Raw genomic sequence first — 17,900 nt, forward strand, 5'->3', positions numbered from 1 at the left:
ATTTTGGAAAAATGAAATTGATCAGGCAGGGATGGGTGAGCCTTCTTTCCCTCAGATCTTCGCAGCCCTGGCCAATGCGATATAGGGCTACAAACAAGCGTCTTTATCAGCAGCCGTTTCTCGGTGAAGCGGTGAAATTGGGTTAGGCATTAGCTTTAGGATTGCATAAAAATGTGCGATTCTAGTCACTAGACCCACATTTCAGGGTTATAATCCATTTACCCCGTTCAGATAAAAGATGGTTTTTGTTTGGTTGTTTTGTGAATCATTGTAAGTCAGTTAGCTCTAAAAGATACTTTTTTATGGTAACTACTATAGGTCGATAAGCCAGGCCATTAGTTGACAATCAAGTGGATTAGAGCATGGAAATTTCGAACTAGCATTTTTAAAGCAGCGACTTTATTTGAAGTTCACTGCCAAGTGATCCATGATCCAATACAGACAACTTGCACACCCTAAATTCAGGTAACATTTTTCGGGCCTCCAGGATTTTGTCCTTTTCTTCTCAACATCAGAAATGTTTATTATAGATAAATATTTATTGTTTATCGATAAATATTTATCTATAATTGCTGTATGATTAGAAAGAAATCAATACACCCCGAACTAAACAATTTGATTTTTAAAGGTCTAAAGTTGATCGCATGGGTCATCTTCATTGGGCTATGCATCGAGGTTGGTGGCTGGATTGTAAATTTTGTTTCCAGTCTTGTTCGTCCTGAATTGAGTGGAAAACTTTATAAGAAGTTGGATTTAAGCGAAATGCATGAGCGAAGTAAATGGGCTTTTTACGGTATTTATAGCTTTGTATTGGTAATCGCGATTCTGAAAGCACATCTGTTTCAAATAGTCGTCAGGTTGGTCACCAAAATTGATTTGTCAAAACCATTCAACCGTTTTGTTTCCAAACAGATTTCGCAAATCAGTTACTACACCCTTTCCATTGGAGTATTCAGCTTCGTAGCACGGCAAACAGTTCAGCAATTACAAAGCCGTGGTTATAGTATTGACATACTTAACCAATTCTGGCCTGATAGTCAGGCATTTATTCTGATGGCAGCAATTGTCTATGTCATTGCCATTATTTTCTCGAAAGGGGTTGAGTATCAGGAAGAATTAGAAGAAACAGTATAGATAATGGCAATTATTGTTCACCTGGATGTAATGATGGCAAAGCGTAAAATGTCATTGAATGAACTTTCGGAAAAGGTAGATATTTCTCTGGCTAATCTGTCCAAGCTCAAAACTGGTAAAGTAAAGGCGATTCGCTTTAGCACGCTCAATGCCGTCTGCGAAGCTTTAGATTGTCAACCTGGGGATTTGTTGGAATACTCAAGGGAGGAATAAAATTTTTTAAAAAAAACTGTGACTTTTTAAAGACGTCTGCGAATAATCCGCAGATAGTATTCAGGAACATGCAGTACGCAAATGAATGATATTAGTAAGAGTCAACAGTTTAGTCGCCTTTTAGAAAGTCATAAAGGGATTTTGATCAAAGTCGCTAGAACATACTGCCAAAGGTCGGAAGAAAGGCAGGACTTAATTCAAGAGATCAGAATTCAAATTTGGCTATCTCTGACAAAGTACAAACCAGAATTCAAAATGTCTACCTGGCTTTACAGAATAGCTATAAATACTGCGATCTCCTTTTATAGAAAAGACAAGCAGAGGCAACTAAATGCTGTGAAACTGGATGATGAAATTCAAGAAACTGATGAATCCAGCGAAGTTGACAAAGAACATCAACTGACTTTGTTAGAAAACTTTATTCAGGAGTTAGATGAATTTGACAAAGCACTAATGCTCCTCTACTTGGAAGGTAAAAAATATGAGGAAATCAGCAATATTTTGGGACTGACAAAAAGTAACGTTGGCACCAAAATAGGTAGAATTAAAAGTGATTTAAAAAGAAAATTCTCAAAATTGAAATGATGCAAGAACTAGAATTAAAAGCACTTTGGGAAACCTCTAATGAGCGTTTAGAGGAAAGTTTGAACATTCCACAATCTGTAGAAATTAAGCGGTCAAGATTGCAACATTATGTAGCATCTATGAAGCCTCTTAAAATTTTCGCTACTCTAGTCGGATGTCTTTGGGTTGGGGTAGGAACGTATGTATTAAGCAATTTATTCTTAAATTCTTTTGAACAAACAAGTGGATTTTTCCTTGTCTCGGCTGCACTACAAGTACTAATTACCCTCATTGCTTTGATCGTCTATATTCATCAATTGATTGGAATTTATAACATCAATCTTTCAGCAACCATTCTTAAAACTCAAAGAGATTTAGTAAGCCTCAAAACGTCTACACTTTGGGTAACTCGCATACTGTTTTTGCAATTGCCATTATGGACAACTTTTTATTGGAATGTGAGCATGCTTGAGAATGGAAACTGGTTTCTATGGATTTTGCAGGGAACAGTAACAATGCTATTCACTATCACGGCGGTTTGGCTCTTCTTCAACATTAAATATGAGAATAGAAATAAGAAATGGTTTCGTCTGATTTTTAATGGAAAAGAATGGACACCACTTATGGAATCGATGGAGCTTTTAAATAAAATCAAATTACTTGAAAACTAAATGAAACCTGACCATGAAAAACAGAAACAGACTGCACATTGACTGGATCATACAATTAACTTTCTGTGCTTTCATATTATCTCTGGCTGCTTGCAAAGAGAACAAAGCATCAGCTCAAAGCAGTGCCAAATCCGGGATGCGAGCGCCAAATATTGACATACATACGGCTGTACTAACTGACAATCGTGAAGTAGTTAAAGAACATATTGAAGCCGGCTCTGACCTAAATGAAATAGAAAGGATCGGTGGTTCAAGTCCTTTAATCAGCGCGGCGTTGTTTGGTAAAAAAGAAATAGCAAAAATGCTTATTCAGGCTGGTGCTGATTTAAACCTGCAGAACAATGATGGCTCCACTGCATTAATTACTGCCGCTTTCTTTTGTAGACCTGAAATAGTTAAGATGTTAATAGATAAAAAAGCAGATATGACCTTAAAAAACAGATACAACCAGACTGCTTATGATGCTGTAGCTGGTTCATTTGAAAGTGTTAAGCCTTCTTATGAAATGCTTGGTCAAATGCTTCAACCAATGGGTTTAAAACTAGACTTTGAATATCTTGAAAAGACCAGACCAGAAATTGCCTCCCTTCTCAAATAGGTTTCCCGTTAGTATGAAAATGAATACAACACAATGCTAACCGCTATCAATCCAAAATTGCCAATGCGTAGCAAATCGGCCACTAGAGATTATTATGTAAACCAGCTAGGTTTTCAGGAAATTGGAGACTATGCACAGTATTTGATGGTTGTGAAAGATCAGATTGAGATTCATTTTTTTGAATTCAAAGCACTTGATCCGAAAGAAAACTATGGACAGGTGTACATACGTACCAACCAGATTGACCAATTGTATCAAAAGCTTCTCGACAACAATACTGAGATTCATCCTAATGGACATTTGGAAACCAAACCCTGGGGTCAAAAAGAATTCTCATTATTGGATCCGGATAATAACCTGTTAACATTTGGGCAGAAGGATTAGTGATGTTAACGGAATCGAGAAGATACGATATTGATTGGTTGCGTGTAATAGCAATTGGCTTACTGCTACTTTATCATGTTGCAATTGGATTTCAAAAATGGGGCTTATTGATCGGTTTTATTACGAATAGCACCTCTATTGATTCCATTTGGCCACTAATGACTATGCTTAATGTTTGGAGGATACCATTGCTGTTTTTCGTGTCTGGTATGGGCGTATATTTTGCGCTACAAAATCGCAATTGGAAGCAACTCCTGAAGGAGAGAAGTATACGAATATTTATTCCCTATGTATTTGGAATGCTAACAATCGTCCCAATTCAAATGTATCTGATGCAGAGGTACTACAATTTTGAAACCAACTATAGTCCTAACCCGGCGCACCTATGGTTTCTAGGTAACATATTTATTTATGTTATCATACTAGTACCGATCTTCAACTATCTGAAGAACAATTCAGAAGGAAAAGTAGCCACTTGGATTAGAACGGTAATAAGTAATCCCATAGGCTTATTGCTGGTAACAGGAGTATTTATCGCTGAAGCACTGCTACTTCAACCTGATATCTACGAAATGTATGCGATGACGTGGCATGGTTTTTTTCTGGGTCTGATCGCATTCATGTTTGGGTTTTGCTTTGTCTTAACTGGTCATCCATTTTGGAAAATGATCTACAAATGGAAGTGGCTGTTTTTAGTATCAGCCATTTCCTTGTATGTAAATCGGTTGTTTCAAAATCAAATTCAAGGATATACGATGCTTATGGTCGTTGAATCAACCCTTTGGGTCTATTCTATTTTAGCCTTCGGTTTTAAGTATCTGAATTATTCCAATCGAGCATTGAGGTATTTAAACCAGGCGGCATATCCGGTCTATGTCGTTCACATGATTTTCTTATTTCTGGCCTCCTTAGTCATCTTCCCTTTAGCATTAAATCCGTATTTGAAATTCACTTTGGTTCTCTTGGCAACATGCCTTGGAAGTCTCGCTTCTTATGAATTTGTGATTAAAAGAGTAAAAGTGCTAAGGCCTTTATTTGGTTTGAAAACCAATCTTTAGCAGGAAAGGAAAGTGGCACTTAAAGTCAATTAAAAACTCAAAATCTTTTACTAAAACATGAACATTACAGTAAGAAATACTTGTCTTTTTCTCGTATTTATCACTTCCTTTTTTGCCTGCGATAAGCAAAAAGAATCCAACCAAGAAGAATCACCAAAGACCTCAAAAATTAATTTGGTTGATTCTATAACCAAACCATTGGACGGCTTCATTCTCCAGGTAATGGAAAAGCAACAAATAGTCGGCTTAGGGGCTGCAATTATTGTCGACAAAGAATTGGTTTGGATCAAAGGTTTTGGTTTTGCTGATAAAGAGAAGCAAATAGCTTTCACGCCAAATACGGTAATGTGTATCGCATCCATAAGCAAAACATTTACGGGAGCTACGCTGATGAAAGCTGTAGAAGACGGATTGGTGTCTTTAGACGAGGATATTAATAACTACCTGCCCTTTAAAGTTATCAACCCCCATTTTCCCGACGAAAAAATAACGCTAAGGCATCTGGCAACACACACGTCCAGTTTGGTTGATGATTATGATGTCTACGATAAGACATACAATTTTGAAAACGAAGAACCTGAAGCTTTGGGAGACTTCTTAAGAAGCTATTATACTCCAGCCGGCAAGTTTTACTCAGAGAAGAATTTCCTGGACAAAAGGCCCGGTACTTATCGTGATTATTCCAATATAGCAGCAGGCTTGGCAGGCTATATCGTGGAACTTCAGACAGGGAAAAAACTAGGTGAATATGGTAAAGATCAAATTTTTGAGCCATTGAAAATGACCAATACTGGCTGGTCTTTAGCTGATGTAGATGTAGACAATCATTCAGTGCAATATGAACTAGTAGAAGATTCAGTCATAACAATCCCATTATATAGCCTCACAACATACCCTGACGGAGGGGTCCGTACTTCAGTTTCAGATCTATCCAGGTTTTTTGTGGCTCTGCTAAATGAAGGAGAATACAAACAGACAAGAATATTGAAAGAGGAAACGGTCAGGGAAATGTTACGATTTCAGTTTAATGAATCAAACAAACCTGAGAACATCAATTTGGAAGAGCCTAACAAGAACTCTGGAATTTTCTGGTCAACAAAAAGAGATGTCACCTTAATGGGACATGGCGGTAGTGATTACGGTGTAAGTGCTGATATGTTTTGTGATTTACAAAAAGAAGTTGGGATAATCGTATTTAGTAATACAGGAGAAGGAGATACCTATCACATATATAATGAACTATGGAAGTATGGTAAGCTAATTAGAAACTCGGGGGACTAATATCGATAGCATATGATACCTATCATTTACTTAATCGTTTCCGCAATCGTAATTCTGTTACTCACAACTAGACAAAAAAACTATTGGACCGCACCATCTGGCATGACTCTGACTCTTAAACGAGAAGTTTTAGTCTGTTTAATTTGTTTCGGATTGTCATATGCTTCCATTGAATTTCATAAAAAGAAGGAAAGAAATCACACCCAGTTTAGCATTGGGAGTCTGGATCAGAAGTCAATTGATCAGATTAATTACTTGGATAGAAAGTTAGCCGGAACATGGGATCTTGAGGCTAAGAGGAAAGGCAAAGTATTTAAAAATGTTGCAATCTATCTAATACCAGTTTCCTTACTTCTTTTTATTGGAAGCTTAAAAGGAAGATTGATATTATTCTTCATTTTCTCCCAGGGATATGTTTTGACCGAAACGATGACTGGATTAGCAAAAGGATTAATCGATCGGTATCGACCATTTGCCTATTTGTCAAATGATGCTGTCAAATTCTTAAATGACGAATCAAAAGAAGAATTTTTAGAAGACATTGTGGATTACGATATTCTAAACTCATTCTTCTCTGGTGATGCCAGTATTGTTGCTTTCAGCTTTACATTCTTCGCATTTTCTTATAGTAGTTGTTACGGTCAGAGTAAACTAAAACCCTTGATCTGGATCGTTGCAGTCAGTAGTATTTCACTCGGATGTTATTACCGAACCATATCAGGTAAACACTTTCCTACGGATGTTTTGATTGGTGCTCTAGTTGGTGCTTTTGTTGCATTTTTTATATTAGGAATTCATCAAAAGTTAGCTACATAAATACTTCTTGAATAGCACTCACTAGCATATATATAACAGGGAAACTGTCCTGGAATGAGCCTATCGTGAGCTTTAGTTTGAGTACGGGGCTGGAGTTGGTCTTCAACTATGCTTGAGTATTAGAAACTACGGGTCGATTCAAATTTCCGATAGTGCTAAATATGCGATTCAAGCCAATAAGCGCACATTTCAGGTTCATAATTCATTTACCCCGTCTCAAAATAAAGGTGCATTATTCGGTACGTCTTTTAAAAATGAGTTTGTACCTATCTGTATTTCAATGATTTACGAGGGGTATTATCGGACAGTCATCCCGACTTCAGCCGTTGACTAGTGTAAATACACTTGCGTTAACGGCTGTTTCATTTTTAAGAGGATGCTGTTCGAGGTTAAGAGAACAACAACTTCCGTCGGGCGGCCCGACTTTCAAACTTTCGTGGATAATTCGTTTCAATTGAATGGATAAGAGTTTGGAGAATTATGCAATTGACCCTAGCGATAATACTGGTCAGCTTTTTTAATTGAATTGAGTTAATGGGCGGGCCGATCAGGCCGTTCACACTTTTAATTCAAAACCACCAAAATCAATTCAAAAACTGATTTCTGTCATATCGACTAAGGGCTGAAAACGAGTTCTTTGGGCCACGTAATTGATCACTTCTGACTTCTTAACCCAAACTTGAATGACCAGAATAAATCATCTAATCCTACTTTTCTTTTTTAGCTTTATTTCATTCCCCACTATTGCTCAGCTTACGTTTGGTACGCAAGTTCGACCCAGAGCGGAATTTCGAAATGGCTTTAAAACACTGAATGGAGATGACAGATCGCCTGCCTTTTTCATAGAACAACGTGCCAGATTGTTTGCCGATTACGACACGGAAAAATTTCGGGTCCGGGTCAATTTTCAGGATGTGAGAATCTGGGGTAGCACCAGCCAAATCTATAAAACGGATCCTAATGTGGTGACCAATGTCTTTGAAGCATGGGGCCTTTACCGTTTTTCAAATACCTGGTCCTTAAAAATTGGTAGAATGGCCTGGGACTATGATAATGCTCGTTTTTTGGGAGACCTTCGTTGGGCTGCCCAAAGCAGAAGCCATGATGGGATGGTCTTCCGTTACCAAAGTGATAATAGCCAATTTCAGTTAGACCTGGGAGCCGCTTTTAATCAGGTTGGCTTTGAGCCCGCCATTCTTTCTGAAACCTTTTACTCTGGCGTAAACAACTACAAAACCAACCAATTCCTTTACCTGAAAAAGGGATTTAATGATACCAACCTTTCATTGCTCATTCACAATGATGGTCGTCAGGTACAGGCAGACTCATCATTGGCAATGCGCCAGACCTATGGGTTGACTGGAACTGGTAACTTAGGTGGGTTGGCCTGGGGAGGAGAACTCTTCTATCAGGGGGGTAAAAATGCCAGAGATGTGTCTGTCAACGCATTCTTCGTTTCCGCTTATCTGAAGTTCAAAACTGCCGCTACTCCTATCACAATTGGTATAGATTATCTGTCTGGAACATCTACGACGGACTCAGAGGACAAGTCTTTCATCCCCTTGTATGGCACCAATCATAAGTTTTACGGATACATGGATTATTTCTATGTCGGCAACCCTCACGGGCAGGGAGCAAATATTTCAGGACTCATGGATGTCCATCTGAAAACAAAGTTTAAAGCAGGTGTGCAGGGATCTCTGGTCGTCAATACCCATGTTTTTCAAAGTGCCGCCGACCTGTATAACCCTTCGGATGTGACCATTTCAGAAAGTAAATACCTGGGAACCGAAGTTGATCTGGTTTACACACTCACCATGACGAAAGATGTAAAATTTAATCTTGGGTATTCTCAAATGTTTGCTTCCGAATCTATGGAATTGATTAAGTCCACTGGAGATTCCAACAGCTTGAACAACTGGATCTGGACGATGATTGATTTTAACCCTTCCGTGGTGGTGAAAGCATTTCAATAAAGCATTTGGCATGAACAGCACAATTTAAACCTTTTAGTATGGCTCTGTTTCAACGAATAAAACCACCTAAATCCTGGAAACCAGTAGTTATTGTCCTGCTGGGTGCCATTTTCGGATTGGGTGCGTACATAGCCAAGGTCGCCAATGTAGCTTCCTATCTAACTGATGACCCACGTGCATGTATCAATTGTCACGTGATGACCCCCCAATACATCACCTGGAATCACAGTTCACATCGAGAGGTGGCCTCCTGCAACGACTGTCATGTGCCCCATGATAATGTCATAAAACAATATGCATTCAAAGCGAAAGATGGGATCTATCATGCCACGATCTATACCCTACGCGCGGAACCTGAAGCCATTGTGATGCATGAGGCTGGTCGAGAAGCCGTGCAGAATAACTGTATCAGATGTCATGTTGATCAGGTAACAGATGCGAAAATGCAGTCCTGGACTGCCACCCATACAAGTGACCGATTGGAACGAACCTGTTGGGAGTGCCATCGCGAAACACCACATGGCCGGGTGAGGAGTCTTTCCTCTGTCGGATATCACATTGAACCCATACCTATCCAAACGGAACGAGAACTTTTGATCCCCAAATGGCTGAAAGAAGCCACAGAACCTAAATCCACAGAAGATGAATAGTACGAAAAACTGGTTATTATTTGGAGCCACCGTAGCAATTGTCTTGCTATTGAGTATTCTGGCCAATAGCATCTTAAGCAGAAAGGCTGAAAGTCAGTTTGCTTATCAACCACAAGTACAAATTTCTGAGAATGAACCTCGCAATGAAGTTTGGGGAGAGAACTTCCCTCGCCAGTATCAATCTTTCATGCAAACACGTGATACATCCTTCTCCAGTTATCTCAATGGTTCAAAGCTAAGAGACGCCCTGGAGGAAAATCCGGAATTAGTGGTGTTGTGGGCAGGATATGGCTTCGCTAAAGACTACAATCAGCCCCGTGGCCATGGCTATGCCATTGAAGACTTACAAAATACGCTACGAACAGGAGGCCCTACAGGTCCGGGGACCGGACCGATGCCAAGTACCTGCTGGTCGTGTAAAAGCCCGGATGTACCGCGTTTAATGAATGAAATTGGCATAGAGGAATTCTATTCAGGTAAGTGGGCGGACAATGGATCAGAAGTAGTGAATCCGATTGGTTGCGCCGACTGTCACAATCCAAAGACCATGTCCTTGCAAATCTCCCGACCTGCTTTGATTGAGGCGTTCCAATCCATGGGGAAAGAGATTGACCAGGCTACCCACCAGGAAATGCGTTCACTGGTCTGCGCACAATGCCACGTGGAATATTATTTCAATAAGAACACACCTGGAAAGGAAGGCGTACCCTATCTGACCTTCCCGTGGAAAGACGGCATGAGTGTTGAAGCGATGGAGGAGTACTATGACAATCTGGAGTTCAAAGACTGGACCCATGCCATCAGTAAGGCGCCCATGTTGAAAGCACAACACCCAGGATACGAACTCTTTGAACAAGGTATTCACGCCAAACGAGGGGTTTCTTGCGCTGATTGCCACATGCCGTATAAAACGGAAGGTGGACAAAAATTTACAGATCACCATATTCGTTCTCCATTGGCTAACCCGGCCAATTCATGTCAGGTCTGTCACCGACAGGATAAAAATGAACTCATTGCCAATGTTTATGACAAACAGAAGAAGATCAAGAAGACACAGCTTGAACTGGAGAAATTGATCGTGAGGGCCCATGTGGAAGCAAGAAAAGCCTGGGACCTGGGCGCTACCGAGGAACAAATGGCCGCTATTCTCACAGATATTCGTCATGCGCAATGGCGGTGGGACTATTCTGTAGCCTCACATGGAGGTTCTTTCCATGCGCCGGTTGAAGTAAGCCGTATTGTGTCTTCCGCCACGGCAACTGCGCAGGAAGCTCGTGTAAAATTGGCAAGGCTGTTGGCAGATCTCGGATTCACGGATGAAGTGCCTTATCCTGATATTACTACCAAAGCAAAGGCCCAGGCATTTGCCGGATTAGACATGGAAAAGCTAGAAAAAGAGAAAGCCGTATTTAAGGAAAATATCATTCCCAAATGGCTGGAGGAAGCTAAGGAGCGTGAGGACAAGATGGAAGTGAAAACGGTCTCACAGAATTAACGAATGTCAGTTTTTAGCGACACTGTGATGAAAAAAATAGCTGCTTTTCTCTTCTCCAGTAAATTGACATTGTTGGCGTTGATTGCTTTTGGTGTGGCCATGGCCGTTGCCACTTTTCTGGAAAATGATTTTGGTACCCCTGCTGCAAGGGGGATGGTCTACAATGCCTGGTGGTTTGAGGTACTGATGTTGATCCTGGCGATTAATTTTTTGGGGAATATTGTCAAGTACAGGCTTTTGAGAAGGGAGAAATTTAATATTCTTCTTTTCCATATCGCTTTTATCATTATCCTTATTGGCGCGGCAGTCACGCGGTATACGGGATACGAAGGACTCATACAAATCAGGGAAGGACAACAATCCAATACCGTGATTTCCCAGGAACGGTATTTTAACCTTGAAGTCCACTTTGGTGATCAGCATTGGTCTCAGGTTGAGCCCATCAGGGCGACACGATTACAACAACCAGACCTGACCATTCAGACCGGGAATGCCGATACTCCCCTGCAGGTGGAGCTTACAGGATTTGTGCCTGATGCCGTGCAAACACTGATCGAGGGGATGCCTGAACAGTCTGTGATCGAACTGGTCGCTGTGGTAAAGGAAGGCAGAAAAAGCTTCTATCTGGAAAAGGGGGGTAGCGTCTTCATTAATGGACATGAGTTCACGCTGAACAAGCAAAAGCCCGGAGCTATCAACATTACTCAGGAGAATGACCTTTTTCTGATCGACTCGCCCGAAACCTTTAACTACATGGTGATGTCCACCCAGCAGGTGGAAATATTGGAAAGTGCAGTAACCGATACACTGCAATTACGAGCCTTGTACCAGTCAGATCACCTGAATTTTGTATTAAGTGAAGTGCATCAGGGAAAAACACTGGCCTACCAAACCACAGAGGATAAAGAACAGACGCAAAGTGCTGCAGATCTACTGTTTTTGACATTAAGAACTGAGCAGCAACAAAGGGACATCATTTTGGCAGCGATCGATGGTGTATATAGCCCCATACAGGAAGCCCATATCGGTGACTATCAGGTGAACACCTCTTATGGCCCCAAGTTGATCACCTTGCCTTTTGAACTACACCTCAGGGATTTTCAACTGAAAAGGTATCCGGGCTCGGTGAGCCCATCCTCTTATGCCAGTGAATTACTTGTAAAAGACCCTCAAGGAGACATCCCAGTTCGCATTTCGATGAACAATGTACTGGACCACCGCGGTTATCGTTTTTTTCAGGCTTCCTATGATTTGGATGAATTGGGGACGGTACTTTCTGTGAATCGGGATTATTGGGGTACTCAAATAAGTTACCTTGGATATTTACTGATGGGACTGGGCATGCTATTTACCCTTTTTGGTCGAAACTCCAGATTCAGACAAGTAAGTAAAAAACTGAACAAGCTCAAAACGGCTACCGCTGCAGTGCTGATCATGATCATTCCACTGGGGTTGCAGGCAAATGACGAGGAAACTCTGAAAAAAGTGGAGTTCAGTTTTGTAATTGATGCGCAACATGCGGCCAGTTTTGGGAAATTAATGGTCCAGGACATGGATGGAAGGGTCAAACCCATCAACACACTCGCCTCCGAATTCCTGCGCAAACTGACTCGAAAAACAAGCTACACCTTAAAAAACGAAGACCATTCGGAGCGCCTCAACAGTGATCAGGTGTTTCTTTCTATTCATCAAAACCCCTTCGCATGGAAAGACATGCCGTTGATCAAGGTGGACGAAGAAAAAGGACGCGTTCTGCTGGAAATGTTGAAGATCGAAAATCGGAACTTGCTAAGTTTTCAGGAGTTGATTGACGAACATGGCACTTATCGCTTAATGGAAGCCGTGCAAACCGCCCTCCGCAAAAAACCTGCTGAACGATCTGAACAGGACAAGGAATTGATCAAGGTTGATGAACGGTTCAATATCTTATACCAGGCACTGACCGGCAATTACCTGAAAGTGTTCCCACAGCCTGAAGCCGAGGACAATAAGTGGTTCAATAGTGAATTTCAACGGGCAGGTTTCAAAAAAGACGATTCTTTGTTTGTTCGTAATATTCTGAATATCTACTATCAGGATATTCAGGAAGCTCAATTGAATCAAGACTGGACGGAAGCCAACAACAAGCTGCAATACATTCGCACCTTTCAAAATAAAATGGGTGCAGCAATCATTCCGAATGGAAGTAGTGTGAAGGCAGAACTGCTTTATAATAAACTGAACATTTATAATCGACTTTTTCCTGTTTTCTGGATGCTCGGGTTGTACTTATTAGTTATGGCCCTTTTCCGTGTTTTCTTTCAATCTCGTGCACTCAAGATTGCTTATTTCACGGGTGTAACGTTGACCGCTTTATCATCCGTTGCGCTTACTGCCAATATCATTCTTCGTTGGTATGCCGGTGGGTACCCACCGTGGAGTAACGGCTATGAAATGATTATTTTGGTCACTTGGGCGCTTTTTCTCTTTGGCTTTATTTTTTGCCGAAAAAGCGATTTCATCTTGCCGGTGGTGGCTATTTTCGGAGGTACTTTACTCTTCGTTTCCTTTTTGGATTGGCTCAACCCTGAGATCACCAGTCTGGTTCCCGTACTCAAGTCCTATTGGTTAAAAATACATGTAGCGATCATCGTGAGCAGTTACGCACCCTTGGCGCTTTCTGCATTGCTTGGGCTACTGGTGCTCATTTTCATGATCATCAAACATCCTGGCCTCACTAAACCGATAAAAGAATTGACTTACATCAATGAATTATCGATGACGATTGGCTTGTTCATGCTGGCCGTCGGGACGTTTCTGGGTGGCGTATGGGCCAATGAATCGTGGGGCAGATATTGGGGGTGGGACCCAAAAGAAACCTGGGCGCTGATTTCAATCATTGTCTATGCAGTGGTCTTGCACATGCGGCTCGTTCCAACCCTAAGAGGGCCCTACGCCTTTAGCCTCGCGAGTGTAGTTTCCTTTTTCTCGATTATCATGACCTCCTTTGGGGTCAATTATTATCTGTCTGGTCTTCATTCCTATGCCGCAGGTGATCCGCTGCCGATTCCAAACTTTGTTTACTGGGTCATCTTTATGGTGCTGGCTGTAGGAATGTGGTCTTACTTCCGGAGAGATCAATTGATCCGGGTCTAGATTCGGGTTTGAGAAGCAATCCCAAGCGTGCGTCTTTTGAAAGTGCATTTGTAACTATTTGTATATCAATATATTACAAAGGATTTTGTCGGACTGTCATCCCGACTTCAGCCGTTAACGTAGTGTAAATACACTTGAGTTAACGGCTGTTTCATTTTTAAGAGGATACTGTTCGAGGTTAAGAGAACAATAACGCCTTCCGTCGGGCAGGCCCGACTTTCGAACTTTCTTGGATAATTCGTTTCAATTGAATGGATAAGAGTTTGGAGAATTATGCAATTGACCCTGGCGATAATACTGGTCAGCTTTTTTAATTGAATTGAGTTAATGGGCGGCCAGGCCGATGCACTGGACACGGCCCACTAGGCGTGGCCAATTCGTGATCCTAACATAGGTAAATACCTCGGGTTGCTAGCGCTCCTCAAAAAAGTATAAGCTAGATAAGTGTTTGTGTGATCTTTTATCGTGATCGCAATGAGCAATTCCTTTCCATTAAATCAGTCCTTTTTCCTCCAGCGACACTTTTAGCCGGGACTGATTTTCCCAGAAACGATCCTCGATTTTTTGCATGACCTCATCAAATGCAGGCCGGTCTTTCAAGGAACTCAGGAGCGGATCAACTTTCAGGTATACGAGCATCCAGTATGGAAAGTCATCCTGTGTCGCGACGATGTTTAGTTGTTCAATGGCCAGGTTACTTGCACCCTCATGGGCATACTTCGCAGCAAGGCTCGCGCTCTTGTAGATGGATTGGTCATTATCACAGTAGTCCGCATATGATTGGTAAAAGTCCTTCGCTTGTTCCGTCAGGCCCATTTTCTCATACACGATACCAATCCTAATATCTTCCTGTGGGTAAATATTCAGTCTATTTGTTGCTCTGGCAGTCACAAATTTCTGGTAGAAATAAAAGGCACTATCATAATCCTCCTTGAGAAAGTAGAACTTCGCCACATCCTGCAAGATGTCCAATCTGGTGGTGTCCTTTTTCCATTCCTTTTTTAATGATTGTTTGGTTTGTTCAATATCAGATTCCCTGGCATACATGATTAAGGCCTTTACGTAGGGCGCCCAATAGTTCGCTGGAAAGTGGTTTAGTGATTTATTGATGTAAATATTCGCTTCATCCACAAAACCATTCTGGATGAAGGCATTGCTCAGGTTTAAGTAGTGATAGCTTAGGGTAATAGAATCATAGGCTGCCACATCAAGCTGCACCCCTTTCAAAGCGTATTCCAGGTATTTACCAGAGTTGGGAACAATTCGAAAATGGAAATCAGCCAGCATCTGTATGGCAAAAGATGAATTAGGATGATACTCCAGCGCTTTTTCCAGATGGGGCAGGGCCAGTCTGTATTCCTCTGTTTGTACGTAGTAAAAATACTTGGCGATCAGGCTCTCGGCGGATTTTGAATCATATAATAAGGCCTTGTCTGCATAACTATTGATCTTTTCAGTATTTTGTTTCTCTAGCTGGGACATTTCAAGCAGATAGTAGGATATAGCGATATTGGCATAAGCTAAGGAGAACTCAGGATCTTCTTCCAGCGCTTTTTCAAGTAAACCAATTGCTTGATTAAGTCCATCATGTGTTCGTGAATTCAAAGGACCAAGCGCCTGCAGGTAATAATCATAGGCTACCAGGTTTTCAGTGGGTTTTTTCTCTATTAGTTCAAGTTCCGATGGAGTTACAATGACTTCAATGGAGCTGACGATGTTTCGAGCCACTTCATTCTGCAATTCAAAAATGTCAACGACTTCCCGGTTATATTGCTCGGCCCAAAGATGTCGATCAGTTGAAGCCTCAATCAACTGGATATTGAGCAGTATTTGGTCACCAATTTTCTGGCCACTACCTTCTACAAAGTAACTGACGTTGAGTTCCTCGGCTATTTCCGGAATGGTTTTATTGGTATTTCTGTATTTCTCAACCGATGATCTGCTGATGACCCGTAGTTCTTTGATCTTTTGAAGGTTGTTTAGCGTGGACTCCATGAGCCCATTTACAAAATAGAGATTTGAAGAATCACTGCTCTCGTTTTTGAACGGCAATACGGCGATGGACTTATCACCTAACTGGGCAACTGAATCTGATCCCGGTTTTCCATTGAATACGACAATAGAGTAGATCAGGATCCCAAGTAGAAGTACAGTTGCTGCAATTGCCGGCCACTTCACCATCGGATTGCCTTTCGTAACGCTGGCATTCCCTGGCTCAATAGCACCCAATTGATCATTGGAAACAGCATATACTTCCACAGGTCTTGTGACATTTTTCAATTGATGAACCCCCATGGATGCAGTGCGAAGGTCATCTTGATTTTTCACTTCGTCATACACCTTGTCGGAGATATACACACTACCTGACTGGGCAAGTGCTTCAATGCGCGCAGCAACATTTACACTGTCCCCGATGATCTCTTCATCAGTGATGATCGTATCGCCTGAGTGAATGCCAATTCGAATCGGAATACTAGGTTCCTCCCGAAAAGCAAGCTGCATTTCAATGCCACATTTCACGGCATCAATTGCACTAGGGAATGTACTAAGTGTACCATCACCATAATACTGCAGAATTCGCCCATTGTATTTTTTGGTTGTCGTGTCAAAAATTTTTCTATGTCGTTCCCTGTAGTCAATACCTTTCTTTTCATCCCTCTGCATGAGGGCTGTGTACCCTTCAATATCAGTAAACATGATGGCGACCAATTGTCGTTGCCTTGCAGAGGAGTCTCCCGGATCTTTATCAACCTCTCTTCTTCTACCTGCTTGGCCAGGTGGATATCCATAGTGTTCCCGGAAACATTTGATAAAATAGGAGGTACTTGCAAAGCCAACTTTGAAGGAGACTTCTGAAACTGTCAGGGAAGTCTGTCCAAGTATCTCCATGCCCTTTTCCAACCGAACCTGTCGGATGAACTGACTCGCTGAAAGCTGTGTTTGTTGCTTGATCTTTCTGAGTAGGTTGGAACGGCTGGTATGCATCGCCTCTGCCAGTTCAGAAACACCGAATTGTTCATTGGAGATGTTTTCGAGGATGATGGATTTCGCCCGATCTACAAAGTCCTCGGCGTTGAAAGGTGTGTCTGACATAGCTTAAGGTGATTAAAACTAGTCATATTTATGGCAAACGAACACGGTTAGTATTTCCCAAAATACGGTCAGAATCCAGTCAATGGCTTCATGATTTATATCCTGGCTTCATAGTTTATATGCCCTCCGCAAACTTTATGGATTCGGCTTCATAACTCATAGGTCCCACTTTCACTCCTCCCTGACCTTTGTGATCATCAATTAATCACATCAAACATTTTAAAATAGTTGAGCTATGAAAACATTAAAGAATATCTCTCTCGGCCTACTCATGAACCTTGTATTGGTGCCCATTTTTTTACCGGCTTGCAGCCAGACTAATGCGCAAAAGAAAAATGAATCGGGGATTGACAAACCCGCAATGAGTATTCATGCAGCGGTGCTGGAAGGAAATCTGGACGTGGTAAGACAACATATAAAGGCAGGTTCGGATATCAATGAAATAGAACCTATGAGTGGGTCGACGCCCATCATCTCAGCGGCAACATTTGATAAAATAGAGATTGCAAAAGCGCTGATCGAAGCTGGGGCAGACTTAACCATCTCTAATAATGATGGGACCACACCGCTTCATTCTGCCGCTTTCTTTTGCAGGGTGGAGATCGTACAACTGTTGATCGATGCTAACGCTGACAAGACCATTAGGAATGATTTCGGGGCTACTCCCAGAGAAACTGTGATGGGCCCATTTGCTGAGATCAAGCCGATCTATGAAATGATGCAGCAACAGTTAGCACCGCTGGGCATGCAACTCGATATGGAACAGCTCGAAAAGACCCGTCCTGTCATTGCCATGATGCTACAGTAACCAATCATTAAATCAATTAATCTG

General features: G+C 41.5%; 15 protein-coding genes. 14 read left to right on the forward strand and 1 reads right to left on the reverse strand.

Going from position 1 to position 17,900, the window contains the following annotated elements; translation table 11 throughout:
- Positions 1–576 precede the first annotated feature (576 nt).
- From R8G66_30685 to ccsA, 13 genes are all read left to right on the forward strand, one after another.
- A complete protein-coding gene (locus R8G66_30685; GenBank protein MDW3196782.1) occupies positions 577–1,134 on the forward strand; it encodes a DUF2975 domain-containing protein in 558 nt (185 codons plus the stop codon).
- Positions 1,135–1,137: 3 nt separating this feature from the next.
- Positions 1,138–1,347, forward strand: coding sequence for a helix-turn-helix transcriptional regulator (locus R8G66_30690; GenBank protein MDW3196783.1), 210 nt, complete (start codon positions 1,138–1,140; stop codon positions 1,345–1,347).
- An 81-nt stretch (positions 1,348–1,428) separates the two neighbouring features.
- Complete coding sequence (locus R8G66_30695; protein ID MDW3196784.1) at positions 1,429–1,932, forward strand: RNA polymerase sigma factor; 504 nt, start codon at positions 1,429–1,431, stop codon at positions 1,930–1,932.
- Positions 1,929–2,582, forward strand: coding sequence for a hypothetical protein (locus tag R8G66_30700; protein MDW3196785.1), 654 nt, complete (start codon positions 1,929–1,931; stop codon positions 2,580–2,582). Before R8G66_30695 ends, R8G66_30700 begins: the two co-directional genes overlap by 4 nt.
- Positions 2,583–2,595: 13 nt before the next feature.
- Positions 2,596–3,180 (forward strand): ankyrin repeat domain-containing protein, encoded by a 585-nt coding sequence (locus R8G66_30705; protein ID MDW3196786.1) that lies wholly within the window; start codon positions 2,596–2,598, stop codon positions 3,178–3,180.
- 63 nt (positions 3,181–3,243) lie between these two features.
- Positions 3,244–3,564: a VOC family protein gene (locus tag R8G66_30710; GenBank protein ID MDW3196787.1), complete on the forward strand. Its 321-nt coding sequence runs from the start codon at positions 3,244–3,246 to the stop codon at positions 3,562–3,564.
- A gap of 2 nt (positions 3,565–3,566) precedes the next feature.
- Positions 3,567–4,622 (forward strand): acyltransferase family protein, encoded by a 1,056-nt coding sequence (locus tag R8G66_30715; protein MDW3196788.1) that lies wholly within the window; start codon positions 3,567–3,569, stop codon positions 4,620–4,622.
- 57 nt (positions 4,623–4,679) lie between these two features.
- Positions 4,680–5,903 carry a serine hydrolase domain-containing protein gene (locus R8G66_30720; protein ID MDW3196789.1) on the forward strand — a complete coding sequence of 408 codons (1,224 nt, stop codon included), beginning with the start codon at positions 4,680–4,682 and terminating at the stop codon, positions 5,901–5,903.
- Positions 5,904–5,915: 12 nt separating this feature from the next.
- The gene (locus tag R8G66_30725) at positions 5,916–6,719 is read left to right on the forward strand and encodes a phosphatase PAP2 family protein (protein MDW3196790.1); all 804 of its coding nucleotides are present in this window, start codon (positions 5,916–5,918) and stop codon (positions 6,717–6,719) included.
- Between the two features lie 683 nt (positions 6,720–7,402).
- Positions 7,403–8,695 (forward strand): alginate export family protein, encoded by a 1,293-nt coding sequence (locus R8G66_30730; protein ID MDW3196791.1) that lies wholly within the window; start codon positions 7,403–7,405, stop codon positions 8,693–8,695.
- Positions 8,696–8,733: 38 nt separating this feature from the next.
- Positions 8,734–9,345, forward strand: coding sequence for a cytochrome c nitrite reductase small subunit (nrfH, locus tag R8G66_30735; GenBank protein ID MDW3196792.1), 612 nt, complete (start codon positions 8,734–8,736; stop codon positions 9,343–9,345).
- Positions 9,338–10,840 (forward strand): ammonia-forming cytochrome c nitrite reductase, encoded by a 1,503-nt coding sequence (gene nrfA, locus R8G66_30740; protein MDW3196793.1) that lies wholly within the window; start codon positions 9,338–9,340, stop codon positions 10,838–10,840. Before nrfH ends, nrfA begins: the two co-directional genes overlap by 8 nt.
- A 27-nt stretch (positions 10,841–10,867) precedes the next feature.
- Positions 10,868–13,975 carry a cytochrome c biogenesis protein CcsA gene (ccsA, locus tag R8G66_30745; protein MDW3196794.1) on the forward strand — a complete coding sequence of 1,036 codons (3,108 nt, stop codon included), beginning with the start codon at positions 10,868–10,870 and terminating at the stop codon, positions 13,973–13,975.
- A 492-nt stretch (positions 13,976–14,467) separates the two neighbouring features.
- Here ccsA and R8G66_30750 read toward each other — a convergent pair whose 3' ends face one another.
- Positions 14,468–17,068, reverse strand: coding sequence for a helix-turn-helix domain-containing protein (locus tag R8G66_30750; GenBank protein MDW3196795.1), 2,601 nt, complete (start codon positions 17,066–17,068; stop codon positions 14,468–14,470).
- A gap of 235 nt (positions 17,069–17,303) precedes the next feature.
- Between R8G66_30750 and R8G66_30755 the strand changes: the two genes are divergently transcribed.
- On the forward strand, positions 17,304–17,876 hold the full coding sequence (locus R8G66_30755) for an ankyrin repeat domain-containing protein (protein MDW3196796.1): 573 nt from the start codon (positions 17,304–17,306) through the stop codon (positions 17,874–17,876).
- The last annotated feature ends 24 nt before the right edge of the window (positions 17,877–17,900 follow it).

It is taken from the genome of Cytophagales bacterium, assembly GCA_033344775.1.
Lineage (GTDB): Bacteria > Bacteroidota > Bacteroidia > Cytophagales > Cyclobacteriaceae > JAWPMT01.